The organism is Halobacillus sp. ABR2_026 (assembly GCF_056158545.1).
In genome coordinates, this window is the sequence record NZ_JBSWTM010000001.1 from 2,113,020 (window position 1) to 2,132,175 (window position 19,156).

Here is a 19,156-nt window from a genome sequence, read left to right on the forward strand (position 1 = left end):
TTTTTCTCCCCTTTTTCACGACGGAGAGCATTCAAATCTTTTTTACTTTTGTTCTTCGCTTTTTCACCCATCCATGATACCTCCCTTCTCCTCTATTGTGTGAAAGAAGGAAACATTCCATGTAATGGACTGCTTTCAATTTCATCATAGGTGAGAAAGAAGTGACAGTCAGATGTGAAGCCCCTCATTCGAACGATCTAAATCCATGCTCCTTGGTATGTCTTCCTCCGAGTAATCCCCATGCAACTGCACATACTAGGCCTAAACGATCAATGAACGGAGGGAGACCATGGATCAACCGTTGAATATTGAGCAGATCCTTCTTGATAAACGAAAAAATCACCACGTGACCATCAAGGAACTGGACCTTGCTGAACATACGGTCCATGTCCTCTACATACCAGCAATCACGGATATCAAACAAATACAGGACGCGATTCTCCTGCCTCTTCAGGAATGGAAAGGAAAGGAGTCGACCGTCCTCCTTCATGCTTTTTCAGCGGACCCGCTGCTTGAACTGCAGAACCAAGATGACGTCGATCAATATCTGCTTGATGGGTATACGTTGTTGATCGAACAGGAGACAGTGTATGCCATCGACACCGCTCAGTTCGCCTATCGGTCGATTCAGGAACCCGTTTCTGAAATGACGCTGCGCGGATCGCGCGATGGATTCATTGAATGTTTGGAACAGAACATCGCTCTTCTGCGCGTCCATTTGAGAACAACCGATTTAAAATTTGAAGAATTCACGATCGGCACCCGTTCGTTCACCAACGTATCGATCGCCTACATCGATCAATCGGTCAATGCCTCCCTGCTTGATGATGTTCGTTCAAGGATTCTCGCCGTCCAGGAAGATTACATTCCTGATGGTGGGGTTTTGGAGCAGTTGATTGAGAAAAACAATTATTCTCTCTTTCCGGAAATTCAGGAAACAGAAAGACCGACAAAAGTATCAAGTGCCCTCGTCGAAGGGAAAGTCGCGATTTTCATCGATGGGTCTCCTTCTGTCCTGCTCTGCCCGACGACTTTAAACAGCTTGTTCCAACAGGCGGACGACTACAACTTCAAGTGGATCCCCGCGTCTCTTATCCGGTTGATGCGGTATATGGCTGCACTGATGTCCGTTATGCTTCCGTCGATCTACATATCTCTGATCTCTTATCACCATGGATTGATCCCGACGGACCTTGCCATTTCCATTTCAAAAACGAGAGAAGGCGTTCCCATTCCATCATTCATGGAAGCACTAATCATGCAGGTCACCATTGAAACTCTGAGAGAAGCAGGCATCCGGCTGCCGAAACCCATTGGTCCTGCCGTCAGTATCGTTGGAGCGATCGTGCTTGGCGAAGCAGCTGTAACGGCCGGAATCGTCAGTCCACTGATGGTCATCGTCGTTTCATTCGCTGCCATCTGTTCGTTCACGATCGCTGACTATGCGCTGAGTCTGGCATTCAGGACGATCAGCTTCGTCATGCTGTTTGCAGCAGCGTTTCTCGGCATTTATGGACTGATTCTGGCCATCTTTATAGTCAGCATACATCTTATCCACCTGCAAAGTTTCTCGGTCCCTTACTTGGAGCCGTTCGCTCCTTTCTATCCGAAACGCTGGAAGGATTCATTGATCCGCTTCAAATTGAAAAAAGGAGGAGGACGCGTTGAGTGATTTGAAACAACTGACAATCCTGCAATTGATCGTCGTCTTCATTTCTTCGATGATCGGCATCGGGATCATTCTCATGCCTCGTGATCTCGCTAAGGCCGTCGATTCTCCGGATTTATGGTTGAGCATCATTTTTGGAGCGCTTGCGGTATCAGTCATCTCCTGTATTTACGTAGCACTTGCCATCCGTTATCCCGGTCTGACCTTCTATGAAATGAGTTCACAGATCATGGGAAAATTCATAGGTTTTTTGTTCAACTTCCTTTTCACGGCTTACAGCCTGATTACAGCAGCTTATATTCTGCGGGTCACAGCCGGAATCATCAACAATTACCTGCTGGATACGACCCCGCTGTATGTTGTCATTGGAACCTTTCTGCTTGTGAGCATGTACTTGATCTACAATGGAGCAGGTGACATCGTCCGCTTTTTCCAACTTTATTTTCCGATCATGATGTTCATGTTCATCGTCCTTTGTTTATTAAGTATTAAGAACTTTGACCTCAATAACGTACGGCCCATTTTACGAAGCAATGTATGGACTACGGTCACCGCTGCCCAGGTCACTTTTTTTTCCTATCTCGGCATGGAACTCCTGTTGATTTTCTCCAAATTGATAAAAAAGAAGAAAGCCAAGGATCTGCTCATCACCATGTGGACGAGTATCGGCGTGACAGCGATTATTTATGTTGTCTTCCATATGATTTCGATTGGTGTGTTAGGTGTCGGAGAGCTGAAGGAAATCACCTTTCCGACGATTGAAATGGCCAAAAGCATTGAATTCCAAGGATTCTTTTTTGAACGGTTTGAACTCGTCTTCCTTTTCGGATGGCTGACGACTGCATTCACATCGTTCACGGCTTACATGTACACGATGACGCTCGGCCTTAAAAATATGTTCTCGACAAGCCGGTGGTTTTTACTTGTCGCTGCTGTTCTGATTTATATATTGACGTTAGTTCCTAAAGGTCTGACGGAAGTGTTCAGCTATTCCGTTCATATCCAATTGATATCTGTAGCAGCGATTGTCGTCCTTCCCGCTCTGCTGCTTACCGTATCTTTAATCAGGGGGAATACGTATGCCGCTTAAACGACTCTTCCTACTCCTGTGCACTCTGCTGATGCTCTCGGGATGCTGGGACATCAAGGAGATCGAGGATGTCGGGATCATCACGGGCCTCGGGTTGGATGTCAATGAAGATAACGATGATTTGACGATGATCAACCAGTACGTCGTTCCTGGAAAAATCCCTACCCAGCAGGACAGTTCACCGCAGAGCGTCCCTTTTCAGAACATCTCCCAATCCGGAAAGACATTTTTTGAAATCATCCGCAATAACTCTTTGGAAAGCAATCGACCGCCGAACTACACTCATTTGAAATCGATTCTAGCCTCTACAACACTTCTTGAAAAGGAGCGCGTGGATCAGGTCATCGATTTATTCATCAGAGATCATGAATTCAGACGGACGACCCTTGTTTTCATGACAAGAGAACCCGTCCTCGATGTTCTCAACACGGAACCGGAGAAAGAGCTCTTCCCTGCCATCCAGATTAAATCGCTCAGTGAAAATTATCAGAAGAACAACGCCAATCCGAAAAACTTATCCATCGGCGATATGAGCCAGTTCATTTCTGAACAAAAAAGCTTCATCATCCCGGGCATCACGTTAAACGAAGGAAAAATCAAATCATCCGGGGCAGGCATCATTGAGGCGAAAAGCTCGAACTATGTAGGGTGGATCGAGGTCGAGGATATGGAAGGCGTCCGTTATATGCACAATACCGTCCTTGGAGGCTTTATTTATCTAGATGAAGATGACATTGAAGATGGTCCAATCATTCTTGAAATCAAAGGATCGAAAACGAAGTTCAAAACAAAAACAACCAACGATCAATTGGAAATGACCGTCCAGATCAAAACCTCCACGGTGCTTGCAGAGGATTGGAGTACGGGAAGAGATGTCTATAAGAAAGGCTGGAAACAGGAGATTGAAAAAGCGGCAGACGAAGCCATCAAGAAGAAAGTCCAGCGTGTGCTAGAGCTTGCTCAAAAAGAATACAAGATCGATTTTCTGAATGTTTCCCAATGGGTGCAGATCCATGAACCCCGCTACTGGAAGAAACATGAGAATGAATGGAGCGAAGAATTTCCTAATGTCCCCTTTACCATCGAAGTCGATGTGGATATTACGGATTTCGGAACTCAGAATTTCAATACCGAATGAACAGGAGGACCTTCAAGAGGTCCTCACATTCTTGCTCTCCTATCCATTCACGAATCCGTGGGACGTGCAGGTTTGAAGCAGTAGATCAGAACATTCAGCAGACTGACCGGGAACAACGCCAGATAAAGATAAAAGGACATGGGGTCTCCACCCATAGCGAACTCATCGACGATGGATCCACTCGCATAGAGACAGACGCTCCCGATCGTGAGAATTGTCGCTGTCATGATAAAAACGGTCCATCCGTTCACTTTTTCTCTTTTCAGGATGACCAGTGATAAGGAGAATATAGCCGAAGCAACTATCAATACCATGAATACAGGCCTTAAATGAATGAACGTTTCCATATCACCCCTCCTCTCTCGTTAGTGTATCAAAAGAAAAGTTTACCATGTAGAGGCTTTCTTTTTGATTTCAAACGAGCAAACCCGTACACTTTGAACTAACAGTGAAAAGGAGTGGTATTCATGGGTCAGGAAATCAGTGGAAAGATCGCCTACATCACAGGCGCCGGGCGCGGAATCGGACGATCAACCGCCTTGCAGCTTGCAAAAGAAGGGGTTCATGTCGGGTTAATCGCCAGGACTGAAAGCAAGCTTGAACAAGTGGCGGAAGAAGCAAAATCTTACGGAGTCCAGGCATCCATCGCCCCTGCAGACATTTCCAATCTTGAGGAAGTGGAAGCGGCCATTCAACATCTGCAGGAAGATCTTGGAGATGCCGATATCCTCATTAACAACGCAGGCATCGGGGTGTACGGAAAGTTTTTAGAACTCGAACCGGAAGAGTGGAAACGCACGTTTGAAGTGAACGTATATGGTACATACCACGTCACTCGTACGGTGCTCCCGTCGATGATCAAGAAAAATCAAGGGGACATCATCAACATTTCTTCGAGCAGTGGTTTGAAAGGGACAGCGGGATCCACCGCTTACAGTGGATCGAAGTTCGCGATCCAAGGCATGACGGAAGCGCTCATGCAGGAAGTGCGCAAAGAAAATATCCGTGTGTTCACTTTGAACCCGAGCCTTGTCGCGACAGAGCTTGCATTCGGGGAAGATATGGATGGTCAGAATGAAGAGAAATACATGCAGCCGGAAGACCTCGCGGAATACATGGTGTCCCAACTCAAACTTCACCCGCGGATCTTCATCAAACAGTCTCTCCAATGGGCTACCAATCCTTTTTAAAAAGGGGCTCTTACTTAATAGGAATGATCCTCTTTAAGGGCGCGGAAGCCCACTCTTCCTGCCTCAGGATTTGCGGGAATTGATCGGTGGAATGATCTGCTTTCCATAAGATGCTCTCTACATCCCATAGGAGTCTTGCCATGCCCCCGGTAACCTTAGTTTTATTGGAGAACCGGAAAGACGTCACATAGATGATGATTTTGTGCTTTGATGAGCGAGCATTTTTTGCTCCCGGCTTCTTCCTTATGTGGCCAAAAGACTAAGAGGATCATGAATCAGAACAAAAGCGTAACCTCCTTGAGGTTACGCTTTTATTTGCCGGGCGAGATAGATGCCGCTGGCGGCGGCTTGAGATAAGGAATGGGTCTCACCGGAGCAGTCTCCAACGAGATACAAGCCGGGAACGTCCGTTTCGAATCGCACATCCGTCATGAACTTAGGTTCGTAAAACTTGCTGTCAAGACCATAGAGGACCGTATCCATATCAACACGCTCGCCAATCAGTCCTTCCAACGCTTCTATAAACTCCATCAGCGCATCCACATAAAATGCGGGCACTTCTTTACGCAGGTCCCCGGCATCCGCCTCCAAGGAAGGAACGACTTTTCCTCGGGAAAGATCGCTGGTCGCTTTTCCTTCCAGCAGATCCCCGTAGGTTTGGGCGACGACCTTGTCTTTTCCACCATTGATAGACCCGATTGTCTTTTTCGCTTCAGTCATCGCCTCGTGTTGGCTGTCAAAATATTTCGGTATGAAAAGGGTGAAGTTCAAATTGCTGCTCGGGGACTGCTCGTTCTGATTCTGTCCGTCCGCCATCACCAATCCGTGTTGATATTTGCGAATGACTCTCCCGTTCGGGTTCATGCAATACGTCGTTGCTGAAAAGTGATCGGTCCGGTAATGGAGCTTCGTTTCAAAGGTTTCCTGAAGGATGCTGTCCAATTGATCGCCCTTCATTTCCACCCGGATGCCTAAGTCTAGCCGCGTACGTCCTGGGACAAGTCCCATGGACGCCGCCACCGGTTTCAGCCAGTCACTGCCGCTCATCCCTGTAGCGATAACGACATTCCGGCTCCTGAACTCCCCTTTATTCGTCTCGATGGAAAAGGAGTGATCCACTTTCGAAATCCTTTGGACTTCTGCTCCGAATGTAAAGGTCATTTGCTCATGCATGCGATCATACATTTGTTGAAAGATTTTACGGGCAAGCCGAGAGCCTAAATGGCGAACCTCTGTGGAGAACACTCGCAAACCGTAAACTTCCGCCTTGTTTGATAAGCTCTCATTTTTTGTGCTGTATTTTTCAACGGTTCGGGCGCCGTAGGAACAAAGAAGGGCATCGACCTCTTCCATCAGCCCGAGCGCCTTTTCCTCCCCGATTTTTTCACCGAGAACACCGCCGAAATCATTCGTATAGTTGAATTTCCCTTCCGATTTCCCTAAACCGGCAAAACCTATGTAACGATCGCAGGGTCCCACACAGGAACACCCCTCATCTTCCTCCCCGCAGGTTCTCTCCGCAAGAGGTTTTCCTTTATCAAGGACATGTATCTTCAGGTCGGGACGTTCTTCCGCTAATGTATGCGCAAGGAATACGCCGCTGACACCCGCGCCGATAATCGTCATATCATTCAATCGATCACTCCCTTTTGTCACGGACTTTAGCGTAAATGCAAGTATCCGTCAAACGCTTTCCATCCACCGACAAGTCTTCATTGCGGAGAATCCCCTCCAGCTCAAACCCGAGAGACTCAGGGATTTTCCTGCTTCGACTGTTTTCCGATTCACAGCGGATTTCCACGCGGGCCGCTCCCAAGTCGTCCAGGGCATACCGGGTGAGCGCATCGACCGCTTCCCGCATATATCCTTTCCCAATGTAGGTCGTATCCATCCAGTACCCTATTTCAAATTTAGGCACGTCCCAGTCCATCCGGTGGAAACCTGTGGAACCGACGAACGTTTCGTCATCTTTCAAGTAGACGAGGTACCTCAAGTTCTGACGGAGCAGAAATTTGGCATGCGCTTCCCTCGCATTCGCCTCCGTATCCTCTACAGTCGGTGTTTCCTGGACGAACCCGAGCCATGGTTTCAGCTCATTCATCGACCGCCGGATGGACGCATTGACAGCTTCTCCGACACCGGGCTCCGGCATTTTCAGGACGAGTCGTTCGGTTTCGATACGTGTTTGGATCTCTTGCATGACTGGATTCATTTCTCTTCCCCCTGTCTGTGGCTTATCCTCTATCAAACAAGATTTTCTATTTTTTTGCAAGACCTATATTCAAACCTTTCCGAATTTTTGTATAATGGATGGATATTGTACAAGGAGGTGGGATCTTATGACGAGAAACCGTGCGTTTTTCATGATATTCCTCGGGGCTTCCCTTTGGGGGATCATCGGACTGTTTGTCAATGAGCTGTACGCCTATGGATTCAGTCCGATCCAGGTCGTCGCCTTACGCGTGACAGCCGCGATGTTCCTGTTATTCTTTTATCTGGTGACCGCTCGCCCGGTTCTATTCACCATCCGACCGGTGGATACGCGGTATTTCATCGGGACCGGGGTGATCAGCATCGCTTTATTCAACTGGTGCCTGTTCAGTGCGATCGAGACAGCCTCGATGTCGATTGCCTTTGTACTGCTCTATACGGCTCCTGCCTTCGTAACCATTTTCTCGAGAGTGTTTTTCAAAGAACCATGGACCGGAAGAAAGCTGTCCGCTCTCGTCGCGACACTGATCGGTTGTGCACTCGTCATCGGGCTGCTGCCACAATTCCAAGCGTCTTTATCCTGGGCGGGTCTCTTTTTCGGACTCGGGTCCGGACTTTTTTATGCGTTGTACAGCATTTTCGGAAAAGTCGTCCTGAAAAAGTACCGCTCTTTGACCGTCACCTTCTACACGTTCGTCTTCGCCTCGGTCGCGGTCGTCCCTTTCAGCGGCCTCTGGCAGGATTGGAAGATGCTTCTTGATGTGCGCGTCGGTCTGTTAATCCTTGGACTTGGCCTGATCTCCACTGTTCTTCCATTCCTTTTGTATACGAAAGGGTTGGAGCATGTCGAGTCGAGCCGGGCTTCCATCGTCGCTACCGTCGAACCTGTCGTTGCGACCCTCGTCGGGTACTTCGTCTATGCAGAGATGATGACGGTTTACCAATATGCAGGCGTTGTGATCGTTCTGTTATCAGTCGTCATCGTCCAGGATACGAACAAGAAACCCACCCCACAAAAGGAGCAGTCCGCATCCTGACGGCGTTCTAAAAGAGCCAGCTTCATAATACATTGAAGAAGAAGCGGAGGTGATCGTATGTCAGCTGCCCGCGTACTCATGTGGGTGACAGCGGCTTTTGAAGCGTTTTTAGGCGTTCCGTTTGTCGGCGGGACGTTCGTCCTCTCTTTATTATGGACACCCCTCGCCGTGATGCTCATCCTCCATATCATCACCCTCATCCTTTCGACGCAAAAAGGTCGGGAAACGAGAGGAAGTGTCCTTGGAATCGTCACTTCCTGCGTCGGCTGGGTGCCGTTCGTCGGTATGGTCATGCACATTTTGACGGCAATTTTCCTGTTCATCGATGCCGTGGAACAAGATCCTGCAGAGGAAAAACTGCCCGCATAGAAAAAAGCGCCTCAGGACGAGGCGCTTTTCTCATTCGATGGTGATTTTATATCGCTCATGATGGTAGGTCCGGAACAGGACGAGCAAGGTGGTCTCCATGATTAATACAAAAGCGAGCGCAAGGAAGTAAAGCGGATAGACCACCTGGTCATTCATATTCATCGTAAACGGAAGGAACGTGTAATAGATGAGATGACCGGTGATATAAATGATGAACACTTTGTTCGTCCGCTTCATCAGCTCCTCGAATCCTTTTTTACCGGCCCAGTCAAGGAGCATCCGGAAAAGATAGTAAGATAGGATGACCTTCAAAAGTCCGAGCGCCTGATGATAAACCATGACGGGATCGCCATACAGCTGCCAGCTGCCCGGATTCCCGGCCGCCTGACCGAGGAACATCTGTGGAAGAGCGGCCATGGTGAGCATCAACGCCAGCAGGCGGGCGCTCTTTATGCCTGCCAAGTGGTCCTCCAACCCTTTTAGTCCGTACAGGATAAGGAGGTAGCCGGCAAAATCAGGCAGAACTTCAATACTCCCGAGGTGAATATCAATCAGAATGAGAAGCAGTCCTGTAAGAATGCGTTGAAAGGGATGCATCAATCCCCCCTCCTTTCAATCAGCAGGTCCATCTGCTCAGGAGTGAACTGCGGATGATTCGCGACGAGAATATAGTGTGTGAACGGTTGCCCGTTCCCTGTCTCTCCTTTTACAATCATAGGATAGGAATACGAATAGAGCACATCCGGCTTTTCATGAGTCACAACCCTCAGCCGTTCCCCACGCTCCATGGAGAAAGGAAATGGGATCTGTTCAAGGCTCCCTGCGACTTTCTCATCAGATTCATCCTTAATGACACTCTTCCCTTCCTGATGGTTGCCGGGTCTTTGCAGGGAAGGACTATACCATTTCATTTCAAAAGCTTGCTGTGCTTCAGGAAAAGCCGGTGTGATCGACTGGATCGTCACATCCTCCTTAACGGAGACGGTTTTTGCTGACCGGCCGTTACTGCTTCCTGAACTGCTCTGAAAATGGAAGAGGCTGTCCTTCTTCCTCTCAAGGCCACCCTTCACTTTGCCAATATCTGCAGTGAAGGTTTTCCCATCATTAAAATGAATGATGGCTTCCCCTTCATGATTGACTCCACGTACTTGTAATTGCTGCTCATGGAATCTAACCATCTTCAATAAATGATGATTCGAGCGGCTTTGGACATTTGACGCATAGGCAGGATCTCCAGCTGGGAATTGATCATAAGCACCATCAGGATGCAGCTTCGTCCCATCACTGAGCTCGACGCTTACTACCCGGGAAGAGTCGTCCCGGTTCGCTACATAATAGAGATTGAACACACCGCCCCCTCCGTAATAATGTTTAAGAAATATCGGTTCTTCCAATTGATTCGATTGATAGAACCATAGATTGCCGCCCCAGCTGATCGCAATGATCCCCAGGGCGATGATCAAGTATCTGCCATTCATATGTAATCTTCCTAACGTCTATACAATTTGTAGTCCGCCCTCTACCTTCATAATCTTTGAGAAAAATTGAAACCTCTCCCCCAGTTGTCCGTACAGGAGGGAATACCAAAAAATGAAAGGAGAACGATTATGTTATGGACTTCTGATTCTTACACGCTGCAAACTGAAACGATACATACCCATCAAAGCAAACAGTACCGGATCACCGATGCGGGGAGCCGGAAGGTCGCCTCATTTGAAGAAGATGCTTCCACTTCGAAAGATTGGTTGAACCATGTGCTCAAGACCTTCAACCTTCGTTCGTTTTCAAGTTTACATATCAAATTGTTGTCAAAGAGACAGGAGGTCATCGCCACCATCCATCGAAAAAAAGGATTCTCTGATGATGCCATGATCACAACCGGTGATACTACCTACATGCTCTGCTTCAAAGGAACGATGTCCCAGCGGATTACTGTCAAACAGAATGGAACCCTCCAGTTTGTGGTCAAAGGCAAAAATATGGCCGCCGACTTCCTCGCCCAAACATCCGACCAGGAAATTGGAGGCATCAAAAAAAGATCGATTCCAGTCCCTTCCACGAAAGAAACCCTTGTTGCCGGTGACCTCTACCATGTCAACGGAAGCTGCTGTAAGAAAGAACAGCTGACTTTGCTCTTATGTATAGCCCTGTTGATTGATGTGACGTACCACCAGCGGTGATGCCGTGCTACACAATCATCAGCATATGAACAAGCGCGAGGAAAAAATACAGGGCTGCATACTTTTTCCGATTTTCATACCAGTCATCGATGCCAAGCAACATAAACATGACCAGGAGGAAGGCCGAGTTGATCTCCACGGAAGGATTGAACCCGCCATGGAACAGGCTCGCTGTAAGCCATACAAACGTAAAAGCTCCATACGTGACTTGGATGATTCTGAATACCTTCATGCAGCCATCCCTCTCGCTTCCATGTATTCCTGGTAGTAATGTTCTTTCGCTTTCCACTTCTTCTGTCCATTCCGGAAACCTACTCCGAGGGCAATGGCCATGAAGACGATGAAAAACGTCCAGGACACATTGGACCCGATAATTGCCGGGAACAGGTTCCCCACGCTGTTGGAGACAGCTTCACGCACCTGGAACAGCGTCCTCCGCTCCCGCCAGCGTTCCTCCCAAAGTCTCCATAATTCTTCGTTCGATTTTCTGCTCATATACGTTTCATAGAGAAACGCACCGTACATAATGACTGTACCTAAATAGAAGAGTCCCAGCAGTTTTTCAAAGAAAAGCTGGGAGAATCCGACGCACAGGACCATCAAAAGGAACAGGTGCCACGTCGAACGACGCGACTTGTCCCTCACCAGACGTTGATCGATGCTCTCTTTTTCCAATTCATCTTCCATACGAACCCCTCACAATGCACATCTATTCTACAATCAAAATCGCGACAGAAAGACAAAAAATCAACAGAGACATAGCGATCATCACAACCGGTCCCGCTTTCTTCCCTGTCTCCCTCATGTCGAGGACACGTACGATGATGACAGAAGGTGCCAGAAAAATCCAGACCCACTCTGTTGGGACGGTAAGATCCGTCATGAACTTCAAAACTATCAATACGACCCCTGCCGCGAATAAAAGGCGGCTGGACCACCGGAGTCCTTTCAGCAATTCCATCCCCCTCTCTCTACACGTCCCCCATTGTAACAAAAATTTCCGTAATTATGGAAAAAAATTACCCTTCCTGTAAAAGGAAAGGTCAGGATTTATCGGGTGGATAAACGCCGTTTTCATCATGGACTTCATCGCCGCTGATTGGCGGATTAAATACGCAGATCATCCGCATATCAGTTTCCGCGCGTAGCACGTGTTCATCATTTTCATCAAGGGCATACAAGACCCCCGCCTCGATCGGCCATGTTTTCTGATCTTTGAGGGTGACGACTTCCCCTTTCCCTTCTATACAGTACACAGACTCCAGGTGGTGCTTGTACCACATCCGGGTTTCCGTTCCCTTCCTGATGATCGTGTCGTGGACTGAGTAACCCATGCCATCATCCTTTACGATGAGCCGGCGGCTGTTCCACGTGCCACCATCCACATCCTGATTCGTTCCGATAATGTCTTTTAACGTGACGGTTTTCATCCCATCCCCTCCTTTCTTTCCAATCTATTCCCTTTTTTCGGGAGTAGAACGCCCCTTCTATGTAAAGCCTCTGACTATAGTAAATATACAAACCAGAGCGCGCACCGCCTAAGGGAAGTCACCCTTCCTCTTCAGAAAGGGCATCATAGGAAACAGGAGCTGTGGTCCAAACGGACGAGTTACTCTGAGAGGGGGATGGGTGATTGGATGAACGAATCGCATGCCCCGTGACCATACACGCAATCTCTATGCAGATCCCGAAAGTCTTTTCTCGTGAAAAGAGACACTCTGCACCCTCTACACACAAAGAGACCGCCTGGACAGAGTCCAGACGGTCTTTTCTAGCATGGATTCACTTTTTCACTTTCTATGCGGAGTATCCGTTCATTTTTCATCCGGTACATGTCCTGATCCGCTTCATCTAAAATCTCAATCAAATCTTTCTCTCCAAAGCGGAAAGGATGACTACCGATACTGACACTGATCGTAATGAGATCATCTTCATTACGGAAAGGAACAGCGAACGCCTGATGTATCCGGTGGTACACCGATTCAAGCGCGTCCTCCCCTCTCCAATCGTTCACTACGATGAATTCATCTCCGCTGAGACGATAGACCTGCCCGCCGTCTGAAACGGTTTCCTGCAGAATTCGCGCAATATATCTCAGTGTCTCATCCCCCGCCACATGTCCGAATGTATCGTTGATTTCTTTAAAATCATTCACATCGATGAATAGCAGAACATAGCGGCCATGCCCTTCCTTGTTCAAAAAGAATTGCTGGAGAGCATACCTGTTCGGAATACCCGTCAAATCATCGTGGATGACCGAATTTTGTGAGCGTTCCAGATTGGCGAGCGTTTTATTAATGTTCGCATTCAATTCCCCGACGATTCCTCCGGTATGGAATTCTGACCTGGCACTCAAGTCCCCGCTCCGAACTGCACCCAGCACCCGGTTGAAGTGACGGATGAACATCCGGGTGAACAAGCGGTAGACGAAATAGTTGATGGACCCCAATAACAAACCCGCCAGAACGGAAGCGATCAGGAAAAGTTGAAACAAGTCCTGTGGAATCGGGATGACCAAATTAAGAAGTAGTGAAAATCCGACGCCCATTAAAGCGCCCAGGGTTAAATAGATCGCGAGCATCCATTGGAAGTAGTTGGTTTTCATAGAATGACGACCTTTCCAAGCGTGTTGGGTAGAAGATAACACTTAGATCATTAGACCTACACCCATTTACCCTCTGTTACAAATACCCCTCCCACTACTTTTGAAACCTAAGGAATGTTCAAATGATGCCGGACAGGGCATCCGCTTCCCGCTTCAGTGTCTCCGCCGATTGGACGACTTCCTTGTACCCGGCAGAAGCCTCGTAAATCTGCGCCCGTCCATTTTCAACATCTTTCCTGATCTGTTCGGTTCCTGTCGTGATTTTCGAGATTTCCTTAGTGATGTTCTCGATATTTTCCCGGACTTCACCGATCGACTCTTCCACTTTGGTCGACAGCTTACGGACTTCCTTCGCTACAACATCAAACCCGCGCCCGTGCTCGCCTGCCCGTGCTGCTTCAATGGCCGCATTCAGGGAGAGCAGATTCGTCTGTGCCGCGATATCGCGGATCGTTTTCACAACGCCCTGAATCTCTTCCGCCTGGGCACGCAGATCGATGAGCGTTTCGGTGTTCTCCTTCGATGTAACCGATATTTCATGGATTTTCTCGTTCAGGATTTCATGCTGCCGAACCCCTTCTTCGGCCCTCGTATTCAATGTATGGGACATCTCTTTCAAGTTGCCCACCACTTCATTGATCTCCATCTGCCTGTTCGTAATATTTGTCGCCACTTTCATGACACCGACAATTTCAGCCCCGTCATAGACAGGCATATAAGTCGCCTCCAGCCAAACCCGGCGGCCATTGGCATCTTTGCGTTCAATTTTATCCTGATAACTGCGTCCGCGCAGCAGATCGTTCCAAAAAACATCATACTCTCTACTTTGAGCAAACTCATCAAAACAGAAATTTTTATGATGAAGACCAATCATCTCCTCGGTTGACCTGAACTGCATCGCCGAAGAAAAGATCTCATTCACATACGCCACTCTCCGGTCCGTATCGAACTGGATCATCGCGAGATTCTTCTCCGCTGTTTCGAACAACAAATCCTTCCTGACATCTACCTTCTTGACATTATGTAACATTCGCCAGTCATCTCCCCTCTCATCACCCTATAAACCTATCTTTCTATCTGTATATTCAACATTATACCTAGTGGTCAGATGACTATCAACCTAAACCGTTCGGACTTACCAGAATTTTTCGAATAAAAAAAAGCCCCGGCACATCCTTGCCAGGGCTCCCCTCATCTTTTAACCATCGTTATGAACGGACACACATCCGTCTCGAAATCATCCTGCTTTTCAAAGCCGAGATTTTCATAGAGACGGATTGCCCGCTTGTTGAAGGTGGCTACTGACAGGCGGATCGGCATCCCTTCATGATCATGCACGATCTGGGAGACGATCGCACGTCCGAAATGGTGCCCGGTCCCTTTGCCAGTCAATTCAGGCTTCAAGCCGAGACCCATGTCGATTGCAGCTTCTTCATAGACGCCATCGTTCTCCCCGGCCGGTACCTTCGCACTTTGTCCCGTGCAATAGAAACCGATGAGCATTCCGTCGTCATCGACGACGGCTTGATAGGTTCCATCCAAACGTTCCGACAGCGTTTCATCATTCAGTTCTACGTTGTAAAAATCATAGGGTGGATCATACACCCAGCGGAGAGACGCGACCGCATCCTCCCGCGTCATCGTTTTCACAGATAAGTTCAACATCCTCTTCCTCTCTCCCTGCAGGAACGTACGAAACCTTTTGAACATACGCGCCGCTCCCATTTTAATCAAGCTAATAGACATTCGTGTTCATAAAGATACGCATACCTCAAGTCAATGAAAAGGAAATGCTGCTCGGTCAATGGAAAACTGAACGTCCGTACCATTTCCTTCGTTTCAATGTCGGAATACAAATCAGATAGCAGCCCAATATTGAGGACTTTCATGTTCATGACGTTTTCAAGAAAATAGGGACGGAACGCCCAGTTGGATCCGCGTTTATGAGGTTCAAGCTCCCACGTGTCAGTCTTTTTCCTGAAGTTTGCGGACACCTGCTGGCCGTCGATGTGACAGACAAACATCCGGAAACTTTCTTCATCGAACTCTTCGGTCACCTCTTCAATGAAGGCGTCCACCTTTTTCGGACCTTCCCAGCGCGGAAGCAGCCCGGTCACCTTCTTCTCCCATGTTTTCACGAAGCCGTGCCGTCGTTCGAGGAGGCCCTTTTCCCGCTGGACGTATCCGGCCATCTTCTCACCGAGATCGACCGCAAGAGACTCACGATCGACCGGCTGGAACGCCGGGTAACCGAGATAGAAGCCTTGATAGTAACGGCTTCCATGTTTCCAGGCGAAATACAGCTGGTAATCATCTTCTATGTTTTCAAAAAGCAGGGCCGCTCCGATCCGGTGGGCAAGCATCGACAGAGAGTACATGATGTCATGGAATGTATCGCCGTTCTGCTGTCGGATGATGCCTGTATCGATCTTAAGGATATGCGGTTCCAGCTGACGGATCCGGTCGATGTTCGAACTTTTCGCCCCGACATGATCGACTGCAATCTGAATCCCGTACGTCTTATAATAAAGGAGCAGATGATTCAAAGACTCGAAATCTTCATCAAAGTCGTGCTCGGTCACTTCGATGACGATACGGCTCATATCAAGCCCTTCCTTTTCATAGGCGAGCAGCGACTGCAGCAGATCTTCCCCGTCGTTGATCATGAGCTGTTTGGCATTACGGTTGATGAATAACAAACCTGGCGTCCCTTTTTCAAGAATCTGTTCGACCGCGAGACCGAGCACATGCTGGTCGACTTCCACTTTGAACTCTTCCGGAACTTCCGGGTCATGGAAGAACGGGCCGAGGGTGTGCCATTTCCCTCCCTCGTCGTAACGGGACAGGACTTCATGCCCGATCACCCCTTGGTTGATGGCACTGACGACCGGCTGGAAGACCGGTCTGATGTTATGTAAGTTGCTCAAAATATCCAGTGGATCCATGTCTCCCCCTCCTCCAATTCTCTATCGGATTCAATTATACATGAAAACTCCCATCCTACCTAAAAGTTCTGTTCAGCACAACAACTAGGAACATTCTACCATTTTTCCCAAACGAAGGGTGAAGACCCCTTATATGCGACCGTACCTTTCGTCTGATATATTCATATACTAGCAGGAAGTCTAGAAAGGAGACTGACTACTATGAAAACCATTGTCATAGATGCAGGACATGGAGGGTCTGATCCAGGTGCCACTTACCGGGGCTACCAGGAGAAGACCTTCAATTTGTCCATTGCTTTGAACGTCCAACGGATCCTTTCCCAGCAATATCAAGTCAACATCATCATGACTCGGAGTACGGACGTAACCTTGTCCCTCGATGCCCGCACCCGTCTTGCGAACAAGGCAAGGGCGGATTTTTTCCTGTCGATTCACAATAACGCAGCCGGAGGAAGTGGATATGAGACGTATATTTACAATGGATCCCTCAATTCGAATACCCGTACGTATCAGAATATCATTCACGACACGACGTACCGGGCGATCCGGAAATATAATGTACGTGACCGCGGCAAAAAACGCGCCAATCTGCACGTGACGAGAGAGACGGATATGAGTTCCTTGCTCATCGAAGTGCTGTTCGTCGATAATGCCGGCGATCTAGCCCTGCTTAGAAATTCCACATTCATCAACGATGTGAGCCAGGGGATCGCAGATGGTGTAGCGGATGCTTTGAACCTGCCGAAAAAAACCACACCAAAACCGACACCTCCGACCACCCCGCCTGCTACGGATGATCTGTTCCGTGTCATCGCCGGGTCGTTCCTGGAGCGGAAAAATGCTGATGAGCGTATAGAATCGCTATCAGCCAAAGGATTCCCAGGGTTCGTCATTCCGACGACGATCGGCGGCAAAACCTATTACCGTGTGCAGACCGGCGCCTTTTCCAAAGAAGCGAATGCCAAAGAACAAGTAGAAAGCCTGAAACGAATCGGCATTTCGACCGCATTCATCGTAAAAGGAGAAGAAGCCCCTTCCCAACCGGAACCCGAACAGCCGGATGACGGCCTGTTCCGTGTCATCGCAGGGTCATTCCGTAACCGTGATAATGCAGAAGAAAGAGTCGAAAGCCTTTCCCAGAAAGGCATCGACGGTTTCATCGTCCAAGTGGAGATCTCCGGAGTAACCTATTACCGCGTCCAAACCGGAGCCTATACCGAAAAAGAAAACGCAGAAACCCAGGTCGAGCGCCTCAAATCTGTCGGCATCGCAGACGCCTTCATCCTTGGAGGAGAAGCCGCTCCACCGACTGAACCAGAGCCAGAGCCAGAACCAGAGCCGCCGACAGATGATGGGTACACCATTCTCGGATCCATGAATTTGACCGCCTGCCAGCTCAATGCTTACGTGAAGACCGTCAACCCAAACGCCCCGGATCTCGGCCGCTTCTATATCCAGTACGGAAAGGCTTACGGCATCCGCGGCGACGTCGCTTTCGCCCAGGCCCTCAACGAAACGAATTACTTCCGTTTCACCGGTGACGTCAAAGCTGATCAGAACAACTACGCCGGTATCGGCGCGACCGGAGGCGGAGCCCAGGGAGCCACGTTCCAAACACCGGAAGAAGGCGTCCATGCTCACATTCAGCATTTGTACGCCTACGCATCCAAACAGCCGATCCCGAACGGTTTGGAAAAAGTCGACCCGCGCTTCGACCTCGTCTCCCGCGGCATCGCAACTTCCTGGACCGGTTTGAACGGCCGTTGGGCTGTTCCCGGTGACACGTACGGGCAGCTGATTTTGCAGCTTCACGAGCGGAACATCAACCATGCGCTGCAGGAGATGGAGAAACAGAAAATGGGACTGAATGAAGTCCTAGATGAGATCAAGTAATAAGAAGCCAGGGCTCCTGTAAGATGGAGACTGGCTTCTTATTTATTGGCTTTTCTTGAAAGGATCTGTTGAAGGTCAGTGCTGATATTTGCATCAACGGATGGAAGTGACCATAAATGATAGGATGGTAAAAGAGAATTCATTCCAAGTATCGAAACCTTTAGGTGATCTCCTTTCACGATGTAACCATTGAGTCTTGTTGGATTATGATTTCGGAACTGAATTTTTAGCTAAATGGCAGGATTGTTGAAGACTTGATTTCGAGACTTCTGTGTGGTGGATAGGGCTGCGGGGAATGACTCGCTTTCCGCGGGAGCGCGGTGAGCCTCCTCGGACTACGTCCTGCGGGGTCTCACCAAGCACTCTCTTCCTCGTAGATATCCGGTTTCTGCGCCTAGCGGCTAGTGAGACTTCCCTCGCTTCTGTACGATAAGTCAACATCGAATCCCTTCGTTCTTCGTGTTTCCTTTATCTCCTCCAGCTCAGTCCAGTCCATACGCCGCTGAACGAGGCGCCTGCACACTTAAGATAGGAGTCTCGCCATTCCCCTCCGCCCCTTTGCCATATAAGTGTCTTGAAACCACTACTTAAAAAATCAGCTTGTATGGGTAAGAGAAGGGAATGATATCAACTCTACCCCATGAACGTTTAGCATACGCAAATGCATAATACTACGTATGATCTGCCCTCCTAGGGGAGAAGAATGGGAAACTTACGAATCCATACAGATGTTCGAACCTCAACCATTCAAGCTCACCCTTTTTAAAGTGGCTTCGAGACACTTATCGAGACACTTATAAGGGAAAGGGGGCGGAGGGAAACGGTGAGA

At 48.6% G+C, this 19,156-nt stretch carries 21 protein-coding genes; 8 read left to right on the forward strand and 13 right to left on the reverse strand.

The features are described from left to right. Positions 1-289: 289 nt before the first annotated feature. The 3 genes from ACXADE_RS10930 to ACXADE_RS10940 are packed head-to-tail and all read left to right on the forward strand — an operon-like array spanning position 290 to position 3,897. Positions 290-1,672, forward strand: coding sequence for a spore germination protein (locus ACXADE_RS10930; protein WP_474980500.1), 1,383 nt, complete (start codon positions 290-292; stop codon positions 1,670-1,672). Further along, positions 1,665-2,759 carry a GerAB/ArcD/ProY family transporter gene (locus ACXADE_RS10935; RefSeq protein ID WP_474980501.1) on the forward strand — a complete coding sequence of 365 codons (1,095 nt, stop codon included), beginning with the start codon at positions 1,665-1,667 and terminating at the stop codon, positions 2,757-2,759. Before ACXADE_RS10930 ends, ACXADE_RS10935 begins: the two co-directional genes overlap by 8 nt. After that, complete coding sequence (locus ACXADE_RS10940; RefSeq protein WP_474980502.1) at positions 2,749-3,897, forward strand: Ger(x)C family spore germination protein; 1,149 nt, start codon at positions 2,749-2,751, stop codon at positions 3,895-3,897. The genes ACXADE_RS10935 and ACXADE_RS10940 overlap by 11 nt, the downstream gene beginning before the upstream one ends. A 47-nt stretch (positions 3,898-3,944) precedes the next feature. Here the strand turns inward: ACXADE_RS10940 and ACXADE_RS10945 are convergent, their stop codons facing one another. After that, positions 3,945-4,244, reverse strand: a complete 300-nt coding sequence (locus tag ACXADE_RS10945; RefSeq protein WP_474980503.1) for a hypothetical protein — start codon at positions 4,242-4,244, stop codon at positions 3,945-3,947. 120 nt (positions 4,245-4,364) lie between these two features. Between ACXADE_RS10945 and ACXADE_RS10950 the strand changes: the two genes are divergently transcribed. After that, positions 4,365-5,087 carry a 3-ketoacyl-ACP reductase gene (locus ACXADE_RS10950; RefSeq protein ID WP_474980504.1) on the forward strand — a complete coding sequence of 241 codons (723 nt, stop codon included), beginning with the start codon at positions 4,365-4,367 and terminating at the stop codon, positions 5,085-5,087. 303 nt (positions 5,088-5,390) lie between these two features. On the opposite strand, the gene ACXADE_RS10955 is transcribed toward ACXADE_RS10950, so the two are convergent. Continuing rightward, positions 5,391-6,722, reverse strand: a complete 1,332-nt coding sequence (locus ACXADE_RS10955; protein WP_474980505.1) for an NAD(FAD)-utilizing dehydrogenase — start codon at positions 6,720-6,722, stop codon at positions 5,391-5,393. 4 nt (positions 6,723-6,726) lie between these two features. Beyond that, positions 6,727-7,299, reverse strand: a complete 573-nt coding sequence (locus tag ACXADE_RS10960; RefSeq protein ID WP_474980506.1) for a GNAT family N-acetyltransferase — start codon at positions 7,297-7,299, stop codon at positions 6,727-6,729. Positions 7,300-7,426: 127 nt separating this feature from the next. On the opposite strand from ACXADE_RS10960, the gene ACXADE_RS10965 reads away from it, so the two are divergent. Both ACXADE_RS10965 and ACXADE_RS10970 read left to right on the forward strand, forming a co-directional pair. Further along, on the forward strand, positions 7,427-8,335 hold the full coding sequence (locus ACXADE_RS10965; RefSeq protein WP_474980507.1) for a DMT family transporter: 909 nt from the start codon (positions 7,427-7,429) through the stop codon (positions 8,333-8,335). 57 nt (positions 8,336-8,392) lie between these two features. After that, entirely contained in the window at positions 8,393-8,704 is a 312-nt protein-coding gene (locus ACXADE_RS10970; protein WP_474980508.1) for a hypothetical protein, read from the forward strand. 30 nt (positions 8,705-8,734) lie between these two features. Here ACXADE_RS10970 and ACXADE_RS10975 read toward each other — a convergent pair whose 3' ends face one another. Together ACXADE_RS10975 and ACXADE_RS10980 are read right to left on the reverse strand one after the other, a co-directional pair. Further along, complete coding sequence (locus ACXADE_RS10975) at positions 8,735-9,301, reverse strand: hypothetical protein (protein WP_474980509.1); 567 nt, start codon at positions 9,299-9,301, stop codon at positions 8,735-8,737. Then, on the reverse strand, positions 9,301-10,182 hold the full coding sequence (locus ACXADE_RS10980) for a hypothetical protein (RefSeq protein ID WP_474980510.1): 882 nt from the start codon (positions 10,180-10,182) through the stop codon (positions 9,301-9,303). The genes ACXADE_RS10975 and ACXADE_RS10980 overlap by 1 nt, the downstream gene beginning before the upstream one ends. Positions 10,183-10,311: 129 nt before the next feature. On the opposite strand from ACXADE_RS10980, the gene ACXADE_RS10985 reads away from it, so the two are divergent. Beyond that, complete coding sequence (locus tag ACXADE_RS10985) at positions 10,312-10,884, forward strand: hypothetical protein (protein ID WP_474980511.1); 573 nt, start codon at positions 10,312-10,314, stop codon at positions 10,882-10,884. A 7-nt stretch (positions 10,885-10,891) separates the two neighbouring features. On the opposite strand, the gene ACXADE_RS10990 is transcribed toward ACXADE_RS10985, so the two are convergent. The 8 genes from ACXADE_RS10990 to ACXADE_RS11025 form a co-directional block, all read right to left on the reverse strand. Further along, a complete protein-coding gene (locus ACXADE_RS10990; RefSeq protein WP_474980512.1) occupies positions 10,892-11,116 on the reverse strand; it encodes a hypothetical protein in 225 nt (74 codons plus the stop codon). Further along, entirely contained in the window at positions 11,113-11,571 is a 459-nt protein-coding gene (locus ACXADE_RS10995; RefSeq protein ID WP_474980513.1) for a hypothetical protein, read from the reverse strand. The genes ACXADE_RS10990 and ACXADE_RS10995 overlap by 4 nt, the downstream gene beginning before the upstream one ends. A gap of 22 nt (positions 11,572-11,593) precedes the next feature. Further along, positions 11,594-11,845, reverse strand: a complete 252-nt coding sequence (locus ACXADE_RS11000) for a hypothetical protein (RefSeq protein ID WP_474980514.1) — start codon at positions 11,843-11,845, stop codon at positions 11,594-11,596. An 82-nt stretch (positions 11,846-11,927) separates the two neighbouring features. Further along, positions 11,928-12,314, reverse strand: coding sequence for an ectoine synthase (locus ACXADE_RS11005; protein WP_474980515.1), 387 nt, complete (start codon positions 12,312-12,314; stop codon positions 11,928-11,930). A 341-nt stretch (positions 12,315-12,655) separates the two neighbouring features. Next, positions 12,656-13,489, reverse strand: coding sequence for a GGDEF domain-containing protein (locus ACXADE_RS11010; RefSeq protein WP_474980516.1), 834 nt, complete (start codon positions 13,487-13,489; stop codon positions 12,656-12,658). Positions 13,490-13,607: 118 nt separating this feature from the next. Then, positions 13,608-14,519 carry a methyl-accepting chemotaxis protein gene (locus tag ACXADE_RS11015; protein WP_474980517.1) on the reverse strand — a complete coding sequence of 304 codons (912 nt, stop codon included), beginning with the start codon at positions 14,517-14,519 and terminating at the stop codon, positions 13,608-13,610. A 161-nt stretch (positions 14,520-14,680) separates the two neighbouring features. Then, positions 14,681-15,199 (reverse strand): N-acetyltransferase family protein, encoded by a 519-nt coding sequence (locus ACXADE_RS11020; protein ID WP_474980518.1) that lies wholly within the window; start codon positions 15,197-15,199, stop codon positions 14,681-14,683. A 20-nt stretch (positions 15,200-15,219) separates the two neighbouring features. Then, positions 15,220-16,434, reverse strand: coding sequence for an EAL domain-containing protein (locus ACXADE_RS11025; protein WP_474980519.1), 1,215 nt, complete (start codon positions 16,432-16,434; stop codon positions 15,220-15,222). A 201-nt stretch (positions 16,435-16,635) separates the two neighbouring features. On the opposite strand from ACXADE_RS11025, the gene ACXADE_RS11030 reads away from it, so the two are divergent. Continuing rightward, positions 16,636-18,327: an N-acetylmuramoyl-L-alanine amidase gene (locus ACXADE_RS11030; RefSeq protein WP_474980520.1), complete on the forward strand. Its 1,692-nt coding sequence runs from the start codon at positions 16,636-16,638 to the stop codon at positions 18,325-18,327. Positions 18,328-19,156 lie beyond the last annotated feature (829 nt).

What these genes read in the sequence shown, in the direction of transcription:
- ACXADE_RS10930 (WP_474980500.1), top strand. Translation starts at nt 290, where the DNA reads ATGGATCAACCGTTGAATATTGAGCAGATCCTTCTTGATAAACGAAAA.
- ACXADE_RS10940 (WP_474980502.1), top strand. Translation starts at nt 2,749, where the DNA reads ATGCCGCTTAAACGACTCTTCCTACTCCTGTGCACTCTGCTGATGCTC.
- ACXADE_RS10945 (WP_474980503.1), bottom strand. Translation starts at nt 4,244, where the DNA reads ATGGAAACGTTCATTCATTTAAGGCCTGTATTCATGGTATTGATAGTT.
- ACXADE_RS10950 (WP_474980504.1), top strand. Translation starts at nt 4,365, where the DNA reads ATGGGTCAGGAAATCAGTGGAAAGATCGCCTACATCACAGGCGCCGGG.
- ACXADE_RS10960 (WP_474980506.1), bottom strand. Translation starts at nt 7,299, where the DNA reads ATGAATCCAGTCATGCAAGAGATCCAAACACGTATCGAAACCGAACGA.
- ACXADE_RS10965 (WP_474980507.1), top strand. Translation starts at nt 7,427, where the DNA reads ATGACGAGAAACCGTGCGTTTTTCATGATATTCCTCGGGGCTTCCCTT.
- ACXADE_RS10970 (WP_474980508.1), top strand. Translation starts at nt 8,393, where the DNA reads ATGTCAGCTGCCCGCGTACTCATGTGGGTGACAGCGGCTTTTGAAGCG.
- ACXADE_RS10975 (WP_474980509.1), bottom strand. Translation starts at nt 9,301, where the DNA reads ATGCATCCCTTTCAACGCATTCTTACAGGACTGCTTCTCATTCTGATT.
- ACXADE_RS10980 (WP_474980510.1), bottom strand. Translation starts at nt 10,182, where the DNA reads ATGAATGGCAGATACTTGATCATCGCCCTGGGGATCATTGCGATCAGC.
- ACXADE_RS10985 (WP_474980511.1), top strand. Translation starts at nt 10,312, where the DNA reads ATGTTATGGACTTCTGATTCTTACACGCTGCAAACTGAAACGATACAT.
- ACXADE_RS10990 (WP_474980512.1), bottom strand. Translation starts at nt 11,116, where the DNA reads ATGAAGGTATTCAGAATCATCCAAGTCACGTATGGAGCTTTTACGTTT.
- ACXADE_RS10995 (WP_474980513.1), bottom strand. Translation starts at nt 11,571, where the DNA reads ATGGAAGATGAATTGGAAAAAGAGAGCATCGATCAACGTCTGGTGAGG.
- ACXADE_RS11000 (WP_474980514.1), bottom strand. Translation starts at nt 11,845, where the DNA reads ATGGAATTGCTGAAAGGACTCCGGTGGTCCAGCCGCCTTTTATTCGCG.
- ACXADE_RS11005 (WP_474980515.1), bottom strand. Translation starts at nt 12,314, where the DNA reads ATGAAAACCGTCACGTTAAAAGACATTATCGGAACGAATCAGGATGTG.
- ACXADE_RS11010 (WP_474980516.1), bottom strand. Translation starts at nt 13,489, where the DNA reads ATGAAAACCAACTACTTCCAATGGATGCTCGCGATCTATTTAACCCTG.
- ACXADE_RS11015 (WP_474980517.1), bottom strand. Translation starts at nt 14,519, where the DNA reads ATGTTACATAATGTCAAGAAGGTAGATGTCAGGAAGGATTTGTTGTTC.
- ACXADE_RS11020 (WP_474980518.1), bottom strand. Translation starts at nt 15,199, where the DNA reads ATGTTCAAAAGGTTTCGTACGTTCCTGCAGGGAGAGAGGAAGAGGATG.
- ACXADE_RS11025 (WP_474980519.1), bottom strand. Translation starts at nt 16,434, where the DNA reads ATGGATCCACTGGATATTTTGAGCAACTTACATAACATCAGACCGGTC.
- ACXADE_RS11030 (WP_474980520.1), top strand. Translation starts at nt 16,636, where the DNA reads ATGAAAACCATTGTCATAGATGCAGGACATGGAGGGTCTGATCCAGGT.